The organism is Variovorax sp. 10N432 (genome assembly GCF_056394465.1).
The window spans coordinates 15,381-38,428 of the sequence record NZ_JBFTHX010000009.1; the positions used below are offsets into that span (position 1 = coordinate 15,381).

Consider the following 23,048-nt stretch of genomic DNA (forward strand, 5'->3'; position numbering starts at 1 on the left):
TGGAATCACCACGCGGCTATGGCCTGCCCAACCAAGGTCTGGCCTCTCTTCGCCATCAAGCCCCTCCCTCGGTGCGCGTGAGCGCCTGGTCGTACCAGAGCAGCAGCTTCTCGTCTTCTTGCAGCGCCTCTTCAGGAATCTTCTGGGCCACCTTGATGATGGTCTGGTAGTCCTTGCGACCCCACTCGGCCTTGAAGCCGGCGCGCAACACCTCCAGTCTAAACTCCTTCAGGCGGCGGCCGGTGGCAGCCACGTACAGGTCGAACTCCTTGAGCAGCGCCTTCTCGCGCTTCTTCTCCAAGTCTTGTGCCTTGTTGGGGTCGGGCACGTACCAGCGGTCTTGCGCCTTGGACTTAAGCTGCAGGTCGCTCTTATCCAGGTTGCGCAGGTCGCGCCAGCCGTTGGAGAGGTAGGCGTGGATCTGGCTGGGTACGTCACCGACGCCGTCGTATTTGAGGAAGTTGTTCTCCAGCAGCGCCGAAAGCTCAGGGCGGGTCTCGTGCTTCTTCCAGCCGGCGCCTAGTTGGGTGATGAACTCAGGGTGCAGCTCCTGGTACGTGAAAGGCTTGGACTTTAGAAAGCCGGCCAGCCAGTCGATGGCACTGCGCTCATCGCTAACGAAGAGCTCCATCTGTGGGGCCTGGCCGACTTGGGCGCGCTTCTTGTCGTAAGCCGCTACCTGCACAGGCAGGAAGACCATGCCATCGCGCTCCGGAAATCGGCTGCGGATCCCATTGAGGAACTCGTCGCTGGACAGCGGCACTGGCGCGTCATGGCGGACGAACCAAGCCACCATGCGGTCGTAGATTCGGCGCGGATCGCGTTCGACGATGAACTCCAGCGCGCCATCCTTTACCTTGGTCACCGAGAGTTGCCCCAAGTGGGTCTGTACGAAGTCCCACGCCGAGTCTGGCGTAGCGCCACGCTCTGCAAGGCGCTGTTCGAGGCCACCATTCGGCTTGTAAGCGGAGATGACGAGATCCTGCTTGACTGCAGTGGTGGAGGTCATCTGGCGGTAGCTGCCCTGGATCTTGTCAAGTGCCGACACCTCGGCCACCACAAAGCCCGCTTGCTGCAGGGCTACTTGAATCGCATTCCAGACCGATGCCTTGCTGTTGGAGAAAACCACTGTCATCCAGCGACCTGGCTTCAACACTCGGTGGTATTCGGCGAAGCATCGCTGCATCAAGTGCTGGTACTCGGGAAGTGCCTTGTTCTTGAACTTGTCGATGATGGCTTCTGGTTGGGCATCGGTCGTCACGCCATGCCACGACTCAACCAGGAAGTTCAGGTCAGCGTAGTAAATGTTCTCGCCGAACGGCGGGTCAGTAAAGACGTAGTCAATTGAATTGTTAGGTAGCCCGAGTCTTGCAGCTGTTCCAACGGAAATGAAGGCTGCGTTGGGCCTCGCGAATCGGCTGGAAAATGCCTTGTTTGCTAGTCGCTCCAGACGATTAGAAAGGTTGTACCAGGGCGAGACTTCAGAGTGCTGAGACGGAACGTAGTAGACACCCGAAAGGTACTGGTTCACATTCGAGCTTTCAGTCCTGCCGTGCATGATGGTCTTATAGCGATTCAGGACTGACATTCCCCAGATCGCCTGTTCGACCATGAACAACAGCATCGATCGAACTCTGCTGTCTCGGTGCTCGCTGGCGAGCTTCCACAGTCGCCCCACCGCCTGAGCTGCCCGCGCTAGGAAGAAGTGGTGGACATGCGTAAAGCCCTTCGGCGCAATCCGCGACCCGTGGTACATGTCCTCAATGGGAAAGCGATCGGTTGGCAGTGACGCGGGCAGCGGCAATACCTCGATCCTCCCGAGGATATCGAGATCGCTTTCATCAGGCGCCTTCTCGTACCGGGACTTGCCGACGCTATAAACGACCAGTGAGGGCTTGAACTTCACCCGCTGCCATGCCTTGCCGGTAGCTGGGTCTGTTCGCGTCTCTAAGACGCGTTCCAATTTGTCCTTGTTGAGCTCGACACCGCAATGGGGGCAAGGAAACGAAGCTCGTACCCGCTTGCTTTCCGGCTCCAGCGCTTCGTCGAGAAAGTTGACAATGCCGGCGCACTCTGGGCAGCTAAACACCTCGCTCCAAACGGTGTAGTCGATACGCCCTTTGGTCTTGCCATCGGTGTGCAACGTCTCGTACATCCAGCCGATGTCCTTCTCCAGCTCCTTTAGCAGCCACTTGCCCGCCTTGGCAAAGGCCTCAACATCGAAGGGAAGGTTGTAGTTGGCGCCAATGAATGTGGCCGCTGGCGACAGGTCGTTGAGCACCACACGGCGTGCACCCCATTGCGGAGCCGCTCGACCGTCCCTTTTCCAAGCCAGTTCCAGCTCATGTCGGTACACCGCAGGCGCCGTGCCGCTCCACTGCGCCGCAACGCCAGTCATGCCCGATCCGGCAAAACCATCGAGCACCACGTCACCCGGCTTTGTGTAGTGCAGGATCGACGGCACGATGGCCAGGTGCGGCACCTTAGTGTGGTACGAATGCGCTTTGTAGAGCGCATCGGTCTTGCCCACCGACACGTCGATAGCCAGCGGCTCGCGGCTGTACATCTCGCTCGGTTCGTACGGTTTGCCGTAGTGCGTAACGAAGTCGGCGAGCCACGGGTTCGGGCACGCGGTGTAGTACGGCGGGTCTGACATGGCCAGGATGGCTTCGTCGGTGCCCTTCGGGAAGCCTTTTTGTCGCCGGAACGCTGGATCCTTGAGTTTCTCTGCAAGTTGCTGAAGGTAATGCGCCCGCCGCGCGCCATCGCTGGGGAAATTCTGGCCCAGGCACTCCACGGGGCCGTTGGACGCTGAGTGCTTGATCAGGTCGTTCATATGTTTTTCATAAAGTCACGCGTGGTGCGCTATCTCCGGTGCGCAGCCGGGTCGTATGGCGGTGCAGCGCAACTGAAGGCAAGTCATCACGGCTTGGAAACGGGTGTTGCCGGCGCATCGGTCTGTCCTGACGGACTGTTCAAGGCGCGCCACGCCTTCAATCGGATGCCGTTGTCGGTGAGAACGTAGCGCTTCTCAGGGCTCGTCATACGCATGATGCCTGCCTCCAGGAGGGGTCCGAGATGGGTCTTCCGAAAGTGCGCGTTGTGTCGGTAGCCTGTGATCTGCAAGAGTTCATTGATTGAACGCGGAGCATCGCTGTGCGCAACGATCTTCCACTGCGCGTCACTCAACCGATCGATGCTCTTTTGCATCTTTGGTATGTCCTTGGAGGCCGGTCTGGTACCGGGTTCTGCGGGTTCTGCGGGTTCTGCACCAGCGTATGTCGAATCGCCGCCTTCTTTTGCTGCCGCGGGTTCCGACCCACTGGGGGCAAACCTCTCCCGAAGGTGGGAAACCAGACGGATGCGCTGGTCGCCGTCGGCTATCGGCTCGACCAGGACCTGAGAGGCCAGTTGCTCTGCGAGCCCGCGTGCATAGGGGCCACTGAGTCCGGTCAAGCCTTTGATGTCGGCCACGTCCGCCTCGCCACGCACCAGCAGGTAGGCAAACACTGCCGCCTGGTGCGCTGTCAGGCGCACACCCAGGCTCGCCATCGCCAGCAATTGGGCTTCGGACTGCAGCTTCTGCTTGGGCAGGCGTAGGCGAAAGGTTTTCTCCGCCTTGTCATTCTCGATCTCAGGCGGCAGATAACCCAGTTGGCGCCAGCTCTCGAAGATGGCGCCGATGCCGGTGCCCCCTTGGTCCGACAGGCCGATGCGGCGGAAGGCGCCCACGATGCTGGGGTTGCGCGTCTCCTTGTCGCCCGGGTCCAGCAGCTTCTCGCGCGACTGGAACGCATCGCCAGGGTTGAACAATTCCGTGCAGTCTCGGTACATGCGGATGGTCGGCACTCGCCCGTGGTCGCTGAAATCCTGGTGGATCAGCAGGTTGATGGCCGCTTCGCGGAACGACACGTAGTCAGGCGGGTCGTCGCTGCGGCGCAGGGTCTGCGCATCGATGGAGAACGGACGCTCGCTGTGGCGGAAGTAGAACTCGACGATCGTGCGCCAGGCTTGAACCAAGTTGCCTTCCGCTGCCACGCGGTCTGCCCAGCGCGTGGTCGGTGAGTACTCTGCCGCTGCATGGCGGTAGAGCTGTAGATCCGCCACCATGCGGGGCAGCACTTGCGGCATCACCTCGGCCGCACCCAGTACCAGCAGGCCCGCCCGCGTGGGCATCAGTTTGCCGTCTTGCTCCACAATGAAGCCGCGTTTGCGCAGGAACGTCAGTTCATCATCGGCATCGTCGCGGCCGGCGTTGCTTCTGCTGAACATCTCCCGGTACCAGCGGACGGACGTAATGTCGAAACAGCGGTCGATGTCCAGCGCCAGTGGATCGGCGTCGTAGCGGGTGGGAGATGCGTCTCGCATGAGGCGCATCAGTTCGTCAGCCGTACACGCATCGTCCCGGCCGCCCCGCCGAATGTAGGAGTTCCTTGGATTGCGTTCCAAGTGAACCGGCTTCTGGTTCCTGGCTGCCTCTGGAACAAAGAAGACCAGCACGACACCCTCGGGCATCTGGTGGGCGCTGGCGGTGATCGGAAGGAGCGCGCTGATCTTGTTTAGGTCGCGAACCTGCCCGAGGAAGGTGTTCTGCACCTTGTCCACGTCCACCACGCCGGCGACCTTGAACGTTCCGTTCGCCTCCTTGACTCCAAACACCAGGTGACCACCTTCGGAGTTGGCGAAGGCGCTCACGGTGGACAACGCGCTCCTGGGCACCTCCCAGGTGGCTTCCTTGAACTCGACATCGGTCCACTCGATGGAGTTCAGCGCTGCGATGAGTTCGTCACGCGTCATTTGCCGACCAGCCGATTCTTGCTTGGCGCATATCACTGCATCTTCACCGTGAGGCACTCGACTTCGCGGATGGGCGTGAGCAGTTTTCCCGGCGCGGAGCGCAGCAGGTCGATGGACTCCAGCAGGTTCGACTTGCCGGAGCCATTAGGTCCGGTCACTACGTTGAGCGGCCCAAGGGCCAGAGGTTCGGCGTTTTCGCTGAAGCTCAGGAAGTTCGACAGATGGACGGCATGCAAAAGCATGGGGCTCCCCGGGCGGATGGAATTGCTGTTGGTGGTTGTCATGGTTCCACTTGATGATGCAACGATCACTCCACCACGAATCGGAGTTTGCTCGCGTCCTTGCCTTTGCAGCGGTCATTCAGGAAGGTCTCGAACCGCTTGCGCAGGTCGTCCGGTGTGGCTGGTGATCCGCCTTGCAGCAGGGCCGTCTTGATGTCATCGCCGCTGACGCCGATCTTCTCCAGTCCTGACAATGCCTCCTGAACGGCGCTGACAAAATCCGGGGTGACTGGGTCGGCCAGCTTCTTCGACGCGACGAATTTCCTGATCAATTCCCGATCGGATGTTTTCAGTAGGTCAAGGTTAGCTTGAATAATTGGGTCGTCCAGGTTGTCGAGCAGCGTTTGCTGCCAGCCATCGAGCAAACGGTCCAGTTCCTCGTCCAGTTGCTTCAGCACATTGGCAGCCGGCAGGAAATCGCCTTGCTCGTTGGCAGGGCGGAAACTGCAGTGTGGGCAGTAGGGGCTGGCAGACAGCTCCGACTCCACCAGTGATGGGCAACCCTTGAGCTTGTCGAGCTTGTCGTCGAAGGCGGTGAGCTGGACGGTGGGCATCAGCGCGATGCCGGCCAGGGCTCGCATCGCAACCAGACGAGAGTCCTTACGCAATGCGGACTTGGACTTTTCTTCGGCCACGCCTAGGCGCGCCTTGCTGTGCTGGGCGATGTAGGCGTTGAGGTAGTTCTTCTTGAGTTGAGCGAGGGTCTGCCGGTACTCAGCGGCATGTTGCGCATTGCGATCCAGCGCGAGCTTGTCCAAGATGTCCGTGCGGGTGCTCTGTGCCTGCTTGACCCACGGGTGATCGCTGGAAAGCACCGTTTCGGCGTGCGACAAGTAGGCGGCTGTGCCGCCCAACTCCGTCACCAGATCCAGAAGCTTTTCGACGGCGGCCAGGACCTCGAGGTTCTTCCTCTGAGCATCGATGTCGTCGGAACCGATGCGCAGGTTCTTCAGCTTGCCGACCGTGTTGTACGGCGTCAGGCCCTCGGTAAAAACCTTGAGCGCTTCCAAGCGGTTCCGCCAGTCCTTGATCTCATCCTCCGTGAGCAGGGGCTTGCCCCAAAAAGAAAGCTTGCCTTGCAGGTCGGTGCCCGCAGTCAAGACACGGCCAACCAGCTTGGAGACGGCATCGAGAAGCTGCTTGACGGGTTCCTCAGAGCCTTGCGTGGCCAGTTGCGCCAAGCCGGGCGACAGGTCGAGCAGTTCGAACAACGACCGCAGAACAGCGACGTTGATCTCCTTCGGCGATTCGACATGCTTGAACTGCTTGAGCTCTTCGAGACCTCGCTCAGCAAGCAGCGTAATCTTGCCGGAGTCGATCTTGTCGCCAGTGATCGCCAAGACGATGTCACCGGAATAGACGAGGCCGCCCAGCACGGCCACCAGCAGGTCTGGCTCCAATCGGAACTTCACCGGATGGAAATACTCCACCTCGGTTTGTCCGTTCAGCAGCTCACCACGGTTCAGTACTTGACCATGTCCCTTAGCCTTCAGGCGGCTCAACACTTCCTGCGCATACCGTGAGCGCCCCGGCTCGATGCGGTCGCCATCGAGCATGTCCAACGCGTCGAGGATGGCATTGGCGTCCTTGGTGCGGGTGCCGCCGGCCAGTGCCTTCAGCGCATTGCTCACCAACTGTTTGCGGTTGGACTCGGTGACCAGCACCGGGAAGGTCGGGTACTCAGGCGAGACCTCGGCAAACTGCTGGTTGAGCGCCAGGCCGGAGACGACATTGACGATGTCGCGGAAGTTGGCGCGCTCATCCGATCCCAGCCGCAACTTGTCGCGGATGGAGACGCCTTTGGCCCAGTCCTGCAGGGTCTTGGACTTGCCCTGGTACGTGACCTCGAAGGCAGTCATCTGCTTTTCCTGGAGCCACTTGCTCATGTCGCGCAGCGCGTCTTTGGCTTTGTCCAGATAGACGGCCTTGGCGCCACCGCTGGCGGTGGAGGCAAGGTCCTGTGCTGCGGCGTAGAAGGCCAGGTGGCGCTTGATGGCGTCGTCCAGGCCCTTGAGCCGGATGAACACCTCATCGGACTTGTTCTCGTCGCGGAAACGCGGTGGCTCAAAGGGCTGGATGAAGTAGACGTAGAAATCGCGCTCGGGCTGGGCGGTGGGCCGGTCGTTCGGGGCTCCGAAGAACAGGTAGCCATTCCGGTCGACGCGGCGGTCTTGCCACTCGATCTGGTACTGCCAGATCTGATGGCCCGTGACGTAGGTGCTCTCGTCGGTGCGTTCCATCAATTGCTTGATGGCGCCATAGTAGGCGCGGTCCAGTGCGTCATCCGACAGGGCCTCCGCACGCTTTTCGATCTGCGCGTCGTAGTCGACGTCCTTCTTGAGGTCGAGGTAGTACTGCTCCGTGTCCGGCGCCTTGGAAATGAACTGGCCGTTGACCGTCTTGACGATCTCTCGCAGGGTGGTTTGCACGGCCGTGAGCAGATCGTCGGCCGGATCGCCCCCCAAGTCCTCGATGTTGGGCTGGTACAGGCACAGTGTGTCGCGCAGTTCGGCAGCGGTCGGTCCGACCGGCACATAGATGTCGCCGCCCGTGGTGAGCCGATGCACCGACAGGCCGGCGATGACCCGCTGCGCCATCGGCTTGTAGGCCGGACGGGTGAAGGCCTTCAGCACGCGCTCGGCCAGGACCTCGGACACCTTCAGGACGGGGCCAATGCTGGGGTCGGAGCGCAGCACCGAGTTGGAAGTCACGGTGTCCCAAAACTTGTCGTACCCGATGAGCCCCGGGCGATCGCTGGGAACCTCGTCATTCAGGACGGCCTGGATCTGGTCGCGCAGGGTAACCAGGGCGCCGCGCTTCTCGGTGAAGATCAGCCGCTCGAAGGTGCCGATGTACTCCGGGTGAACGGGGAACAGCCGCACGTACTCGTCCATGCGCTCGTTCATTGAGCTGTAGAACTTGGCGAACTTGGTGAGGTAGGTCCGGATCTTGTTCTGCTGGTCTGCGGTCTTCTTCAGCAGGCGCTCGGCGACCACGAAGCTGACGTCCTGCCGAGCCAGCAGCACCTGGGTGAAGCGGTCCTTCACACGGCGCAGGCTGTCGGCGACGTGTTGGAAACGGTTGCTGTCGAAGATGGCTTCCTGCACGCCGGCCACGAAGCGGAAACGTAGGTGCTTGGTGACTTCACCGATCTCACGCAAGAACGACAGGTCCAGGACCAGATCGTGATCCTTGCGAGACCGCAGGTAGTCGAGAAACTCGTCGACCACTAACAGCACCCCGTGGTTGGGGTGCACCTCGGCGAACGCGGCCATCATTTCCTCGAACGCCGCCTTGTTGTTGACCACTTTGTCGGCAGCCGGGAACGAGTAGCTGACACCGTTCTTTTCAAGGAAGAGCTCAAGCTCCTGGGTAATGATGTCCCGCAGCGACATCTGGCTGGAGATCTCGATGCGGTGCACCTTGAACTTGCCCGCGATTTTTTCCGCTGCTTCCGCAACCTTGGGGTGGCGGATCATGGGCTGGTAGGCCGCGTCTTCAGCAACAAGAGACAGCACTGACATCAAGTGCGACTTACCAGTGCCGTAGTTGCCGACCACCAGCACACCCATGTGGTCGACAGACTCGTCGAAGGAGAGTTGCGGAATCATCTGCTTCGCGATCCGCTCGGCCATGTCGTCGGACATGACGTAGGTCGCGACGAGTTTCTTGGCCTCGTCCGGACGATTGGCGTCGAGCAGCTGAATGACCGATTCGATCGGTTCGAATTGAATGAGATCACCGTAACGCATGTATTCCTCTTCTTCCAACTACTGAATTTCGAAGGGGACCAGGCCTGCAAGGCCATAGTCCTGATGTTCTGGATGGCCCATGTCGGCATATGTCAGCCGCCCCTCACGCAATTCGCCCGGCCAAACCGCCACGACGCGCCTAGCGTGCGCATGCCGCTTCAGCAGATCGAGTGGATCGAGCTGGAGGGACCGATCGAATAGGAGTTCGATGTTGTCCAGCAGCAGCAAATCGCCAGTGGCATGCTGATCGGCAAGTTCGCGGAGGATGGTTGTGGTTTGAAGGTGTCGCTGCCTTTGCGGCATGCCCGCAAGCCGATTGCCCAGCTCTGCGCCGACGTTCAAAGGCGCGACATCCCGTCTCTTCGCCAGCGAATACAACAATGCCGTCTTGTGCGATTGAGGCGCACCGATGAGCAACACGAGCTTGCTTTGTCGTGCCCCAACTTCATCAACCAAGCGCTCCAACGCTTCAATCACCTGATCCTCCGATCAATCCGACGGGTTCGTGGCTTTGTTGATCGGGAGACCGGTAGCCCGGCGCCAGCATAACGTTCTTCACCCCGTAAAGGGCCAGCGGGTCCTTCAGCCATAACCTGTACTCATGACCTCGCAAACTGTGATCTGGCGAACAGTCCACGCTCCACCTGCGCAGGATGTATCCCGCCATCGCGGCACGCAGCTTCATTCGCAGGATCCCGCCCTGCATGGCGTAGTCCATCGCAGCAATCTCGGGCCGAGGCTGATCCGGATGCGGCACCAGTTCGAGCTCCACGATGCGGTTCCACTGGATGTCTTGGTCACTACTCTCATGAGGCTCGACCCGCAGCCCCTTTTGCACGATCGGGCGCCTTATCCGGGTGAGCACAAAATCCCGGAACTCCTGGTTCTTCCGGTCAAAGGCTCGGACATGCCAGCGGAGGCCGTTGTCGATCAGCGCAAATGGAACGATCTCGCGCGAGGTACGGCCACTCGTGATGGAGTGGTATTCGATGCTCAGCGGGCATTCGCCATGAATCGCTCTGGTCACGCTCGCCAACACGTTCAGGTCGGGATGCGTAAGGCGCGAAGGGATTTCGCTGGCCACCCATGCCTTGAGCCGCAGGGGCTCTCCATCGCCGTATCCTTGTGTCAGCCAGGACAGCACCCTCTCCGCGGGGACATCGAAAATTGGACGGAATGCAGGGCCGAGGACGTAGGACTTGCCCTTCGGGTCGTAGTCGATGTTGCCCGGGGCCAGCTCCTTATAGAGGGCCAGATCACGGGTGGCTGCGGCCGACTGGATGCAGAAACGAGCTACCAGGTCGTGCCGGCGAATCTCCCCGACAAAACGGACGCGCAACTCCACGAACGCAAGTCGGTCGCGCTGTGATTGGGTGAGTTCGGCGAGCTGGTTAATCGACATCTGATTGGCGCGACGCGAAACAAATGTTGCCAAAAGTATAGGGCTCGCTAACAATGCTGTCACCGAATATTTTTGACGATCATATCCGTCGCATGATGATCATCATTATAACAAGCAGCGCTCGCGAGTGCCTCGTCGTCTCACGGGCGCAGCGACCCCTCAATTGAACCAGCCCATCGCACCTCAATTGCCTTTTGTGTGGCCCGAGCCGCGGGTCAGTGCAGGCACGGGCTTCTATGCGGCGGGGGGCCTCCCCTTTGACGTCGCCGCGCAGGCTGCCACACACGTATTCGGGGTCGCGTCTGGGATTGATGCAAGGGCCGTGGATTGGATGGAAGGGTACCTTTCCAACAACAGCGACACCAAGCTCCGGCTCGTCATCAGCATCTACCCCGCATGCCAAACGTCGACTTCGGACCTGGAGTGCCTGCTGCGTCTAGCTGCGCGTCATGGGGATCGTGCAGCCTTCAGGATTTTTCCTGAGGCATCCTTGCTCGACCGTTCCTCCAACCTGCTTTGTATCTGTGGCTTGGACGGCGAAGCGGCAGTTGTCACCGGTCCGACCGAGAACATCGGGTTTGCCCCAACGTCGCCGTCACAGGCAAACCTCGCGTCGCTAGTTTCTGCACCTACGCTCGAAGCCTGCCGAACGTGGTTTGACTATTTATGGAGCGTCGCCGGTGAACTTGACACCGAGATGATCGCCGCGATACCTCGCATGAAACTTCCCGAAGGTGACCCCGAAGCCGCTCTTCTATGGGAGGACTACCGGCAGGAGTGCTTCAAACATGGGCGCGGGACCGCGCCATCGGTACGGACCGAGATCGATCCAGAGTCTGGCGAAATGGTCCTCATGGACCAGAACGACCACCGCATTCCCTCGCCCACCGAGGCAATCGGCATCCCGAAGCTCGACGGCCTCGCACAATCGATCGCGCGGGTCTATTCGCACGGCCTTTTGGTGTCGATTGACAAGTTGAGCCGCGTCCCCCCGCTCGAGGCGCCCGTGAAGCCCTCCTGGTTTGGAGTGGAGAGCTTCCGTCAGCGCGGAATGGTGAGTGCGAGAACATCGATGAAGGTCGCGCCCTTCGATGAATCCACCCTCAAGAAGATCGAAAGGCTGCGAAGGGCGTCCGGGGAGCTGCTACCTCGTTTTTCCTTCGCGCTAGCTGACGGCACGCGCTGGGTGCCCAAACAGGCCATTCCCCTGTTCGAGCAAGCGCTCACCGCTGCAAACGAAGAGGCCAAAGAATTGCTTGGCAAGGCCGTTGACCGAGACGTCGAATCGTTTCTCTTGTCGCAGCGCGATCGCATCCGCGCGGACGCACAGGAGATGTACACGGTTTACCACCCGGGCGGAAAAATACCTGACGACGCAGTCCAGAGCATCCTCGATGAACTTAAGGCCAGGTTGGACAAGACAAGAGCGAACAAGCTGATCCCGACGATGACCTATTCGTCCATTGCCTTCAATCCTTTGCAAAGCTCTGAATGGTCTTCGCCCTGGAGCCAAGCCTTCGCCCTGCTCAGGGGCATCGCAGAATTTCCGCGTGCGGCCATGACCAACCGCTTCTTCTGGCAGGGTCTACATACCAACGAAGACGCCCTCGTCGGTGCGATGAACGTCGCCGGGGATGATCTCGTCGCCGAATACGGTAGTCGCAAAGCAATGCAGCGCGCCGAGGAGGAACTACAACTGATCAAGCGACTTGAAGGAAATTCGGCAGATCCGCAGGACAAGTGCCGAGCCCTCTGGACCCTGATCACCACGGGACAGAGGACCGAGATGGAATCGATCATCGGCGCGGCTTGAGTTGCAATACTGGAAGACTTTTCGAAAGAACCTCAAGGCGAACGCGACGCAGTGTTCGATCAGCACCTCAACCCTTCGAACTCCATGCCAACCTTTGCTGACCACCGCCTCAACCCCCAAGTGCTGGCGCGCTACGGTCTACCGGACATCGTCTACCCCTTCCCTGTCGCTGAGTTCAACGCGCCAGCGATCGATGCAGGCGAGCTTCCACTGGCCGCAATGTTGCACGGGCTGCAGCATCGCGCGGAGCGTTCTGCCTGTTGGTTGACGCTCGAGGGTTCCATGGACAGGCTCGCTGATCTCCTGACTTCGGATAGGGATCAGACGACTGTGGCGGCAGTTGGCGACCATTGGTGGTTGGAGATTGGTTCGGTCGATCTCAACGGGAAGGTGGTGACGATTCAGCGTGAGAACTCGCTGATCGCTGCAGTCAGCCCTCGCGACGACGGGCGGCTCCGAGTGGCGGTCTTTCGCCCGCTTGATGCCCAAAGTGCCAGGCATCTCGTCGCCCTCGGTCAGATTCCGCATCCAGAACACGGCGTGTGCATGCGGGAGAACAACTGGGAATACGCGCTCGATTGCGCTGCTGCCAACGGAAATTTCTATTCCGCCGATCGCGGGGAAGCCTACCTTTCGTTTTGGGAAAAGGGGCTTGGCATCAGCCAGGACGACGCTGAGATTCATCCATGGCGGGCGCAGAGCGAACTTGTTGCACGGAGAGCTGCCCTCGTAGCCACGGAGCTGGCTGTGCACCATGCAGGACATCCCGCGGCGAAAGCCATGACCACCTTTCACCCTCACCTGAACAATGCAGGTCAGCCCGTAGAGATCACAAAGCCACACAGATCCAGTCCGGCCAGCGACTGGACCATCCCAACGGCAATGGCTCTCGTGGTGCCTGGTGGTACGTTACCCCCTTCGCTGAATGGCGTCGGCTTCGTGCCTTGGAAAGATGCGCCGAGCACAAAGGGCGCCTGGGAAGAATTGGCTGATCGCATGGCATTGGCTGCTGATCCGCCTTTTGTTTGCCCGCCAGGGCTCAAGCCTGCCGCCGGTGCCGTTGTCGTCGAGACGGATGGCCGAGTGTGGTGCGTCGCCCCCACAAACCGGTTTGGCGGCCACGAGTACACCTTCCCAAAGGGAAGGACTGATGGGCATTCAACGTCGGCGACGGCCTTGGTTGAGGTCTTCGAAGAAGCCGGCTTGCGCATCCGGCTCGACGCGATGCTTTGCGATGTCAGGCGGGCAACGACCTACACGCGCTTCTATCTGGCATCGCGCGTCGGCGGCACGCCATCCGAAGCAGGGTGGGAGAGTCAGGCCGTCATGCTGGCGCGAGTGTCGACGTTGCGGAAGTTGCTCACCCACCCAGGGGATCAGGCTGTTCTGGACGCCTATGTGCTGGTCGCATCGCAGCCAAACTAGTCCACTGCCCTCAAAAGACACAGCCGATCTAATGAATGCCACTTCGATTGACCTGATTAGTCCGTCCTCGCTCGAAGCGATGGACCTACCGTCTGTGAAACGCTACAACGAACTGGTGGACGATGAAGTATCTCGAGCGTCATCGCTTGAGAAGCGAAGGGAAGTGGAAGGTTGGCGTTTGCGCGAGGACCTGGGCGCGCTGTGCTACGACGGCGATCCCCGGGCGCCTGTTGTCTACCTGCAAGCCAACCCCAGCTATGGTGATGGCGCAACCCGGCGGACGCACTATGAGCCGCACCCAGACTTCCCTCTTTCAGTGGCTGGGACACATATCCATCCAGCCACGCGCAGCTACTACCACGAAGAAGTCTTCCGCCATCTCCAGTTGGAGGGCCTTTCGCTGCAGCAAATTAGCCGAACGATGCTCAAGGTGGAGCTATGTCCCTGGGCGAGCAAGAAGTGGCCGGGGAACAACAAGCTAGGGACAGCACTGAGCCAGTTCCCTAGCCGTGAACCGATCGCCAGGTTTGTCGAAGGTCTCGTGGACCGGGGTGCAATCTTCATCATGGCAAGGGCGTGGGCCCCATGGTTCAAGGCCGTGCCTTCGCTGAAGCCTTTGATCGGCTCCCGCGTGTTCAAGAGCAAGGCGCCAGTCTCGCCCTTCATCTCGAGTGGAAGCTACCCCGAAGGATGGCCCTTGATCGTCTCGTCAATGCGATCAGAACAATGACTTGGAACGCAACGCACGAGGAGGCTGTAGGCATGCACACCAATGAACTCCGGGCGTTCCAGCGCGAGAGGGCCGCGTCCATGCTGCTTACGCTCATCATGGCCTGCCGAAGCAAATTTCTCAAAGCAGCCCACTTGCTCGAAGTGCACAGTCCGGCACTGGATGCCCTGGCGTCCTTCGGCGTTGGCACCCCCGTCGATCATGAGCCTTTGCTCGAGCCCATGGCTGTTCTGACCGAGAGATATGTCGAGCAGTTCTACTCACCGCAGGAGGATCTGGCTCTCGAACCGGGGCAGCGACAGGATGAAAAATGGACTCGGTACTTCCACCATGTCCTCATGCCGCATCTATTGGCCAACGACAATGTGGTCCGCGACGTGTTGCGCGCCGTGCGAGCGCTCCCGAGCCGGGACCATGCTCAAGCGCCATCGGCATTGCTCCACTACTTCGCCGAGATGACGCTGCCCGAGACTCGGCCCTTGTGGGCACCAGAAGATGCCGTCAACCGCTGATCTTCGCCGTGGTGTGGGCATCCAATGACGCTTGCGGTTCGCTTCTCACGCAGTGGTATCGAATGATACTGACGAACTGAAATCCGGCCCTCATCTACATGAACAAGCCGCGACTGCCGACACGATCGGCGCTCCGCCGGCGCAACACCGAAGACAGGGTTCAGATGTACAGATCTCGCTGTCATGAATCCTGATCCTGCCACGCTGTCCGATCGCGGTGGCATGGACTGGCAGATTCGAGCGGCCACTAGACTGCCAGCGCTGCTATCGACGCTTGACATGCGAAAGGACAACAGGACAACCATGGATTGGTTCGAACGACTCACCGGATTTTGCGAGACCACGTATGACGAAACGCGCGGCCGGCTCGCGATCGAAGACGGCATGCTGGTCTCCACCGCTACAGGCGCCCGGCATGGCATCGGCCAACTTGAGTTGGTTTCTCTTGACGACCTGCGCACTCGCGTAGGCGAACCACCGGCCACCGGCGGCGGTCGGCTGAGAGTGCGCCTGCTCAGCGGCGACGTCCGAGCGATGCATGTGGCGCCGGAACATGCCGGCGCCCTGTTCCAGGTCGCATCACAGTTCAACCTGCTCGAAATGGCGTCGCCGAGGCTGACGCCTGAGGATGGCGTCACGATCTACCAAAGTGATCCGACGCAGGGCCCGGCGTGCGCCATCGCGGCCGGCGCCGCAACGATCTTTCGCAACTACTTCGCACCGACCTCGGAAGGCATTGGCCAAACGCGCAGCAGTCAACTCGATGGGCTCGCCGACCTCGGTCAAGCACTAAGCGAGGCGCTTCACCAGCCGATTGCATCGCTCTGGACGATGCGCAACGGCTATGCGATGTGTTCCCGCGACGGTCTCGAAAAGCTGACGCAACATCTGGGATCAATAGACGACGACGCGCTTGACGCCCTACGGGGCAAGCTTCGCATCGGCGTGCACAGCGATGTCGAGGTGACGGATGCCCCGGCAGCGCCGCGCCCACAGGTGTCGCAGGTCTTCTGCTCGGCGCTGCCGGTAGCCTACAGTGATGTGCCCTCCAGGCACTGGGCCGCCTTTGCATCGCTGGTGCTCGAAGCCGCATACGAGGCGACTCTCTTGGCGGCGGAGCTGAACGCACGTCGCGGCGCATCGAACATCGTGCTGCTCACTCGACTCGGGGGCGGTGCATTTGGCAACGAAGAGCAATGGATCCAAGATGCATTGCGTCGCGCGCTGTCAAAGGCGCGCAACTTCGGTATCGAGGTGCGGCTCGTCAGCCACCGAGCGCCTTCGCGCGAGATGCAGCAGTTGGCGTCTGAATTCGAGTGAGGATGTAGGGCAAGCAGAGCCTTCGCCGTACCTATCGCGCCCTACCAATACCCCCGGCAATCGCCTGGGCGAAGAGTTCCGCCATGCTTTCACCGCCTTTCCGCTCCTTCGTCAGTTGACCACGGCCCTTAGTTGGCGAACCGTCCAATTTGTCTGCATCCGCAACACGGCTGAAGTCGCGCGCCGAACCGCCCACGTTCTCGCGTTTTCCGGCTTCCTGCGCCGCTTGTACGGTGGATTCGGTGGTTGCGCGACTCCCCTCCCCTAGTGCATCGAGGTAGTCAGCCCACCGCTGGATCATTTGGCTTCGCTGATTGACGTACTGCGTACGGTTGTACGCGCGTCCATTCGCATCCTTCACCGCATGGGCCAGCTGCGCCTCGATCACCAAGGGATCGACCTCCAAGACCTCCGCCAGCAACGTTCGCGCCGTCGCCCTGAAGCCGTGAACTGTCTGAACGGTCGGGCCATAACCAAGCGTCAGAAGCGCGGCACGCAGGGTGTTGTCCGAGATCGGTCGATCATGACTGCGCTCCCCAGGAAAAACCAACACGCCGCGGCCGGTGAGAGGGTGCAACTTACGCAGCAAATCCACCGCTTGCGTGGGGAGTGGGACTAGATGCGGATCGCCATTTTCTTTTCCGTCGATGCGACGCTTCATCCGTACGGCAGGCACGGTCCATAGGGCCTTGTCCAAGTCGATTTCCGCCCAAGCAGCGCCGCGCAGCTCGTTGGGACGCTGAAAGAGTAGCGGGGCCAACTGCAATGCGGTACGCACAATGGGGCCGCCTTGATATCCACGGATCACACGAATCAACTCACCCAGCTTGGTCGGATCCGTGATAGCAGCAAAGTGCCGCTTCTTGTGCGGAGTCAATGCGCCTTTGAGATCGCCGGTGATGTCACGCGGTGCCCGCGCCGTGGAAACTGCGTAGCGCCAAACAGCTCGAGCGGTCTGTAGTACTCGGCCCGCAACGTCGAGCGCACCGCGCTCCTCAACACGGCGCAAAGCGGCCAGCAACTCGACAGGCTCGATCTCGCTGACACGCCGATCGGCGAAGTACGGGTACAGGTCCTTTTCGAGGTTCCGCTTTTCGCGGATGGCGTAGTGGCTGCTCCAACGGGAAACGTTCTTGCCGTACCACTCCTCAGCCGTCGCCTTGAAGGTTTCGCCTTCCGCCACCACGCTCTTGAGTTTTGCAAGCTTGCGTGCCTGGACCGGGTCGATGCCATCGGCTCGGTCACGCCTGGCCGCATCACGAGCGAGACGTGCAGATTTGAGCGTCACATCAGGATAGCTGCCCAGGGCAAGGCGTCCTTCCTTTCCGTCGGCGTAGGTCTTCCAGAACCACCTCTTGGACCCCGCCGGGCTGACCTCCAGATAGAGCCCATTCGCGTCGGTGAAACGTACGCGCTTCTTCTCGGCCGGGCAGGCTGCGTTTTTGCATTGGATTTCGGTCAGCACGGTAGGGCAACTCCGACCGGGGAACGTCGACCTCCCAATGAGGACCGGGGAACAACTCCCCCGGTTTCTGCGACTACCCCGGCTTGTTCCCCGGAATGTTCCCCGGTCTGGCGTCGGCAGTCAACGGATCGGGTTGGACATCGCTGGACGCCAATTTCCTGTTTTCCCAATGAAAAAGGGCGTCCGGTGGATGAAACCGGACGCCCTTGGACATCGTATTGGTCGGTGTGAAAGGATTCGAACCTTCGACCCCTTGCACCCCATGCAAGTGCGCTACCAGGCTGCGCCACACACCGAAGCTCTCGATTATAGCCGCCCGAAATCAGTGACTCGCGCCGAGCAGCTCACGAATTTCAGTCAGTTCGCGCCGCAAGTAGAGCAATTGCGACAGATCGATGGTGCGACCCGGTGCTTCGACGCCCTCGGGCGGCGGCTCGATGCCATCTTGCACCGCGGCGTCGAACTCTTCCTGGTCGATCTCGATCGCCTCCATGCCCTCGAGTGGAACCTCGCCGGCGCGGCGCCTGTCGCGCTCGGTCTGGACCAGTTCCTGCAGCTTGTTGCGCGCCCCGCTGATCGTGAAGCCCTGGTCGTAGAGCAGGTCGCGGATGCGGCGGATCATCAGCACCTCGTGGTGCTGGTAGTAGCGCCGGTTGCCGCGCCGCTTCATCGGGCGAAGCTGTGTGAACTCCTGCTCCCAGTAGCGCAGCACGTGCGGTTTGACACCGCACAACTCGCCCACCTCACCGATCGTGAAGTAGCGTTTGACGGGGATCGGCGGGAGTGTTTTCTCCATTGAAATCAAGACAGTGCGAGCGAAACCTCATAGGTTACTCCACCGGCGCACGGAGCACCAATGTTATTCGGCGCCGACGCTCCATTCCACCTCTTGCGGCGCCGCGGCGCCGATGCTTCCGTGGATTTGTTCCTTCAGCTTGGCGCTCGCGTGGAAGGTCGCGACGCGCCGCTCGCCGATCGGAATGGCCTCGCCGGTGCGCGGATTGCGCCCCGGCCGCGGCGCCTTGACCCGGATCTGGAAATTGCCGAAGCCCGAGATCTTGACGTCGGTACCTTCGATCAGGCTGCCAGCGATCAGGTCGAAGAAGGCTTCCACCATGTCCTTGGACTCGCGCTTGTTCAAGCCGATCTGCTCGAACAGCAGGTCGGCCAGGTGCGCCTTGGTGAGCGCCGGCGTTTCGAGGGCCTCGAGCGTGAAATCCATGCCGTTCATACCCGCAGTCGGGCGCCGAGCCGGGCGCCCAGTTGATCGATGATCTTGCGCACCGCCGCTTCGACCTGCTCGTCGGTCAGCGCGCTGTCGCTGTTGAAGCTGAGCCGCACGGCCATGCTCTTCTCGCCCGCCGCCAGGCCGCCGCCCACCACCGCGCCGTCGCGGCCGACGGTCGGTCGGTAGATGTCGAACAGCGCCAGATCGCGCAGCAGGCTGGCGTCCGAAGCGGCCCGGATCGCGCCCATCAGCGCGTCGTGCGTCACCGCCTCGGCCACCACCAGCGCCAGATCACGCTCCACCGGCTGCTGCTTGGGCACCGGCTGCGCCACCGGCACCGGGCGTGCGGTGACCGCATCGAGCGCCAGTTCGAACAGGATCGGCGCCTGGGCGAAGTCCCACTTCTGGCGCCAGCGCGGATGCAGCTCGCCGACGACGCCGATCTCGCGGCCGTCGAGCAGCACGCGCGCCGCCCGTCCCGGGTGCAGCGCCGGGTGTTCGGTCGCCTCGAAGGTCGGCACGCGGGGCGCCAGCAGGGCCTCGACATCGCCCTTGATGTCGAAGAAGTCGACCCGTTCGGCCTTGCCTTCCCAGCGGCCGTGGGCCGCATCGCCCCACGCCAGGCCGGCCAGCCGCATCGGCTGGTGGACGCCCTTGACGGTGCTGTCGGTGGTGGCGACCGAAGCGTCGCGCAGGAACACGCGGCCGAGTTCGAACACCCGCACCTGCGTCGCCTTGCGGTCGAGGTTGAACTTCAGCACCTGCAGCAGCGAGCCGAGCAGCGACGAACGCATGACGCTCATCTGGCTGGCGATCGGGTTCAGCAGCTTGATCGGGTCGGCGTTGCCGGCCAGCTCCTGTTCCCAATGCGCTTCGACGAAGCTGAAGTTGATGGTCTCCTGGTAGCCCAGCGCAGCCACCCGATGGCGCACCGAGAACCGGCTGCGTTCGGCCTCCGGCCGCAGGCGCGCGGTGATCGGGGCCAGCGGCGGCGTGGTCGGCAGGTTCTGGTAGCCGATCAGGCGGGCCACCTCCTCGATCAGGTCTTCCTCGATCAGGAGGTCGAAGCGATGCGGCGGCGGCGTGACCACCAGCGTGCCATCGCCCTCCGCAACCGGCAGCGAGAGCCGGCGCAGCGCATCGGCGCACTGCGCCTGCGTGAGCGGCATGCCGATCACGCGCGCCGCGCGCGCCACGCGCAGTGTCACGGGCCGGGCCTCCGGCAGGCGCAGGGTCTGGTCGTCCATAGCGCCGGCCACGCCGCCACAGATCTCGGTCACCAGCTGCGTGATGCGCTCGATGATCTCGACGGTGCGGCTCGGGTCGACGCCGCGCTCGAAGCGATGTCCCGCATCGGTCGAGAAATTGAAGCGGCGCGAGCGGCCCTGGATGCTCTCGGGCCACCAGAAGGCAGCCTCGATGTAGATGTTGCGGGTGTCGTCCGAGACCGCGGTGGCGTCGCCGCCCATGATGCCGGCCAGCGACTCGACCTCGCGCTCGTCGGCGATCACGCCGACCTTCGCGTCGACCGTGACGGTGTTGCCGTTGAGCAGCTTGAGCTGTTCGCCCGGACGGCCCCAGCGCACCGTGAGGCCGCCATGGATCTTGTCGAGGTCGAAGATGTGGGTCGGCTGGCCGTACTCGAACATCACGTAGTTCGAGATGTCGACCAGCGGCGTCACGCTGCGCTGGCCGCAGCGCGCCAGGCGATCGACCATCCAGGCCGGGGTCGCGACCTTCGTGTCGACACCGCGCACGATGCGGCCCGAAAAACGGCCGCACAGCTCGGGCGCTTCGACCTTGACCGCCAGCTTGTCGTCGAAGGCCGGCAGCACCGGCGCGATCGCGGGCTTCTTGAGCGGTGCACCGGTCAGCGCAGCGAGTTCGCGCGCGATGCCGTAGACGCTCAGGCCATGCGCCAGGTTCGGCGTCAGCTTGAGGGTCAGCAGCGAATCGTCGAGCTTCAGCACCTCGCGGATGTCGGCCCCGATCGGCGCATCGGCGGCCAGCTCGAGCAGGCCGCCATGGTCGTCGCTGAGCTGGAGCTCGCGGGCCGAGCACAGCATGCCCTGGCTCTCGACGCCGCGCAGCTTGCCGAGCTTGATCAGGAAGGGCTTTCCGTCCTCGCCCGGCGGCAGTTCGGCACCGACCAGCGCCAGCGGCACCTTGATGCCGACGCGCGCATTCGGCGCGCCGCAGACGATGTTGAGCAAGGCGCCCTGCCCGGCATCGACCTGGCACACGCGCAGGCGATCGGCGTTCGGGTGCTGGACGGCTTCCTTGATCTCGCCGACCACGATCTTGCTGAACGGCGGCGCCACCGGCCGGCGCTCCTCGACCTCGAATCCGCCCATCGTGAGCGTCTCGGCCAGGGCTTCGCTGCTGAGCTGCGGGTCGCAGAATTCGCGCAGCCAGGACTCGGGGAATTGCATCTCGTCGTACTCGTTCTAGTCGTTTATTGGAATTGGCTCAGGAAGCGCAGGTCGCCGTCGAAGAACAGGCGCAGGTCGTTGACCCCGTAGCGCAGCATCGTGAGCCGGTCCGGCCCCATCCCGAAGGCGAAGCCGATGTAGCGCTCGGGGTCCAGCCCCATGTTGCGCACCACGTTCGGGTGCACCTGGCCCGAACCCGCGACCTCCAGCCAGCGGCCGGCCAGCGGACCGCTCTGGAACTGGATGTCGATCTCGGCGCTCGGCTCGGTGAAGGGGAAGAAGCTCGGGCGGAAGCGCAGCACCAGGTCATCGCTCTCGAAGAAGGTGCGGCAGAAATCGGTGAAGACGACCTTCAGGTCCTTGAAGCTCACGTTCTCGCCCAGCCACAGGCCTTCGCACTGGTGGAACATCGGCGAGTGCGTGGCATCGCTGTCGACCCGGTAGGTGCGGCCCGGCGCGATCACGCGGATTTCGGGCGCCTTGACCGTGCCGGTGGTGTCGGCGGCCGCGGCCTCGAATTGCGCGGCGTACTTCTTGACATGCTGGTTCGCATAGCGCACCTGCATCGGGCTGGTGTGCGGACGCAGGTTGTAGGGCACGCCGTCCTCGCCGTCGATGTCGACGTAGAAGGTGTCCTGCATCGAGCGCGCCGGATGGTTCGGCGGGTTGTTGAGCGAGGTGAAGCTGTGCCAGTCGCTCTCGACCTCGGGGCCGTCGGCGACGTCGAAGCCCATGCTGGAGAAGATCGCCTCGATGCGCTCCAGCGTGCGGCTCACCGGATGCAGCCCGCCGCCCACGCGGCGGCGGCCGGGCAGGCTGACGTCGAGCGCCTCGGCGCGCAGCTGCACCGCGAGCTCATCGTCGGCCAGTTGCTGCCGGCGCGCGGTGAGCGCGGCCTCGATGGCCTGCTTGGCGACGTTGATGGCGGCGCCGCGCGTCTTCTTCTCGTCGACGCTGAGCGCGGCCATGCCCTTCATCAGCTCGGTGATGCGGCCGGCCTTGCCGAGAAACAGCGCCTTCGCGTTCTCGAGTTCGGCCGGGGCTTTCGCTTCGGCGAAGGCGGCGCGGGCGGTGTCGACCAGGGAGTCCAGCTCGTTCATGGAGAAATTCTTCGAGATCAAAAAAGAAATGCGAGGACTGCCGCGGGATGAAAAAAGGGCTGGAGCCCTTTCAAGCGCCAGCCCTTGACGTGGGCGCAAATCGCCGTCCGGGGACGGCGCTCTGCTGTGCAGGATCAAGCAGCCAGCTTGGCCTTGACCTGCTCCACGATGCCGGCAAAAGCGGCCTTGTCGTGCACAGCGATATCGGCCAGCATCTTGCGGTCGATCTCGATGCCCGCCTTGCGGATGCCGTTGGCGAACTGGCTGTAGGTCAGGCCCAGTTCACGGGAGGCGGCGTTGATACGCGCGATCCACAGTTGACGGAACACGCGCTTCTTGGTGCGGCGGTCACGGTAGGCGTATTGGCCCGCCTTCATCACCGCCTGCTTGGCGATGCGGAAGACATTGCCGCGGCGACCGCGGAAACCCTTGGCGAGTGCGAGAACCTTCTTGTGGCGGGCGCGAGCCGTTACACCACGTTTGACGCGAGGCATGTGTGTACTCCTTGTTCGTCTGGATTAAATGCCGCTGCCGGGCAACATGGCGGCCATCGAAACCATGTTGGTCTCGTGAACTGCCGTGGCACCGCGCAGGTGGCGCTTGTTCTTGGTGGTCTTCTTGGTCAGGATGTGACGCTTGAAGGCTTGACCGCGCTTGACGGTGCCACCGGGACGAACGCGGAAACGTTTTTTCGCGCTGCTCTTGGTCTTCATTTTGGGCATGTGAATGCTCCTTTAGTTTGTGCTCGTGAGGCGCCGCGGAAACTCCGCGGGCTTGTTGGCCCCGAGACA

General features: G+C 61.9%; 18 protein-coding genes and 1 tRNA gene. 5 read left to right on the plus strand and 14 right to left on the minus strand.

Going from position 1 to position 23,048, the window contains the following annotated elements; translation table 11 throughout:
- Positions 1-55: 55 nt before the first annotated feature.
- From AC1DF3_RS12735 to AC1DF3_RS12760, 6 genes are all read right to left on the minus strand, one after another.
- On the minus strand, positions 56-2,836 hold the full coding sequence (locus tag AC1DF3_RS12735; protein WP_478139815.1) for a DNA methyltransferase: 2,781 nt from the start codon (positions 2,834-2,836) through the stop codon (positions 56-58).
- Between the two features lie 86 nt (positions 2,837-2,922).
- A complete protein-coding gene (locus AC1DF3_RS12740; RefSeq protein WP_478139816.1) occupies positions 2,923-4,797 on the minus strand; it encodes an RNA-binding domain-containing protein in 1,875 nt (624 codons plus the stop codon).
- A 32-nt stretch (positions 4,798-4,829) separates the two neighbouring features.
- Entirely contained in the window at positions 4,830-5,081 is a 252-nt protein-coding gene (locus AC1DF3_RS12745; RefSeq protein WP_478139817.1) for an AAA family ATPase, read from the minus strand.
- Positions 5,082-5,104: 23 nt separating this feature from the next.
- On the minus strand, positions 5,105-8,848 hold the full coding sequence (locus AC1DF3_RS12750; RefSeq protein ID WP_478139818.1) for a DUF6079 family protein: 3,744 nt from the start codon (positions 8,846-8,848) through the stop codon (positions 5,105-5,107).
- Positions 8,849-9,307: a BREX-3 system P-loop-containing protein BrxF gene (gene brxF, locus AC1DF3_RS12755; RefSeq protein ID WP_478139819.1), complete on the minus strand. Its 459-nt coding sequence runs from the start codon at positions 9,305-9,307 to the stop codon at positions 8,849-8,851.
- Positions 9,300-10,232 carry a BrxR family transcriptional regulator gene (locus AC1DF3_RS12760; protein ID WP_478139820.1) on the minus strand — a complete coding sequence of 311 codons (933 nt, stop codon included), beginning with the start codon at positions 10,230-10,232 and terminating at the stop codon, positions 9,300-9,302. The genes brxF and AC1DF3_RS12760 overlap by 8 nt, the downstream gene beginning before the upstream one ends.
- A 163-nt stretch (positions 10,233-10,395) precedes the next feature.
- On the opposite strand from AC1DF3_RS12760, the gene AC1DF3_RS12765 reads away from it, so the two are divergent.
- From AC1DF3_RS12765 to AC1DF3_RS12785, 5 genes are all read left to right on the plus strand, one after another.
- Positions 10,396-12,045: a hypothetical protein gene (locus tag AC1DF3_RS12765; protein ID WP_478139821.1), complete on the plus strand. Its 1,650-nt coding sequence runs from the start codon at positions 10,396-10,398 to the stop codon at positions 12,043-12,045.
- 51 nt (positions 12,046-12,096) lie between these two features.
- The gene (locus tag AC1DF3_RS12770) at positions 12,097-13,470 is read left to right on the plus strand and encodes an NUDIX hydrolase (RefSeq protein ID WP_478139822.1); all 1,374 of its coding nucleotides are present in this window, start codon (positions 12,097-12,099) and stop codon (positions 13,468-13,470) included.
- Positions 13,471-13,501: 31 nt separating this feature from the next.
- Positions 13,502-14,200: a hypothetical protein gene (locus AC1DF3_RS12775; protein WP_478139823.1), complete on the plus strand. Its 699-nt coding sequence runs from the start codon at positions 13,502-13,504 to the stop codon at positions 14,198-14,200.
- A 32-nt stretch (positions 14,201-14,232) separates the two neighbouring features.
- Positions 14,233-14,712 (plus strand): hypothetical protein, encoded by a 480-nt coding sequence (locus AC1DF3_RS12780; RefSeq protein WP_478139824.1) that lies wholly within the window; start codon positions 14,233-14,235, stop codon positions 14,710-14,712.
- Positions 14,713-14,895: 183 nt separating this feature from the next.
- Positions 14,896-16,032, plus strand: coding sequence for a hypothetical protein (locus AC1DF3_RS12785; protein WP_478139825.1), 1,137 nt, complete (start codon positions 14,896-14,898; stop codon positions 16,030-16,032).
- 31 nt (positions 16,033-16,063) lie between these two features.
- Here AC1DF3_RS12785 and AC1DF3_RS12790 read toward each other — a convergent pair whose 3' ends face one another.
- The 8 genes from AC1DF3_RS12790 to rpmI form a co-directional block, all read right to left on the minus strand.
- Complete coding sequence (locus AC1DF3_RS12790) at positions 16,064-17,497, minus strand: tyrosine-type recombinase/integrase (RefSeq protein WP_478139826.1); 1,434 nt, start codon at positions 17,495-17,497, stop codon at positions 16,064-16,066.
- A 219-nt stretch (positions 17,498-17,716) separates the two neighbouring features.
- Positions 17,717-17,793 (minus strand) — tRNA-Pro (locus tag AC1DF3_RS12795).
- Between the two features lie 26 nt (positions 17,794-17,819).
- Complete coding sequence (locus AC1DF3_RS12800) at positions 17,820-18,293, minus strand: MerR family transcriptional regulator (protein WP_478139827.1); 474 nt, start codon at positions 18,291-18,293, stop codon at positions 17,820-17,822.
- 63 nt (positions 18,294-18,356) lie between these two features.
- Positions 18,357-18,728 (minus strand): integration host factor subunit alpha, encoded by a 372-nt coding sequence (locus AC1DF3_RS12805; protein ID WP_286532826.1) that lies wholly within the window; start codon positions 18,726-18,728, stop codon positions 18,357-18,359.
- Positions 18,725-21,157, minus strand: a complete 2,433-nt coding sequence (gene pheT, locus AC1DF3_RS12810; RefSeq protein WP_478139828.1) for a phenylalanine--tRNA ligase subunit beta — start codon at positions 21,155-21,157, stop codon at positions 18,725-18,727. The genes AC1DF3_RS12805 and pheT overlap by 4 nt, the downstream gene beginning before the upstream one ends.
- Before the next feature lie 23 nt (positions 21,158-21,180).
- The gene (gene pheS / locus AC1DF3_RS12815; protein WP_286532821.1) at positions 21,181-22,257 is read right to left on the minus strand and encodes a phenylalanine--tRNA ligase subunit alpha; all 1,077 of its coding nucleotides are present in this window, start codon (positions 22,255-22,257) and stop codon (positions 21,181-21,183) included.
- A gap of 134 nt (positions 22,258-22,391) precedes the next feature.
- On the minus strand, positions 22,392-22,751 hold the full coding sequence (rplT, locus tag AC1DF3_RS12820; RefSeq protein ID WP_012747009.1) for a 50S ribosomal protein L20: 360 nt from the start codon (positions 22,749-22,751) through the stop codon (positions 22,392-22,394).
- Positions 22,752-22,775: 24 nt separating this feature from the next.
- Entirely contained in the window at positions 22,776-22,979 is a 204-nt protein-coding gene (gene rpmI, locus AC1DF3_RS12825) for a 50S ribosomal protein L35 (protein WP_028253491.1), read from the minus strand.
- Between the last annotated feature and the right edge of the window lie 69 nt (positions 22,980-23,048).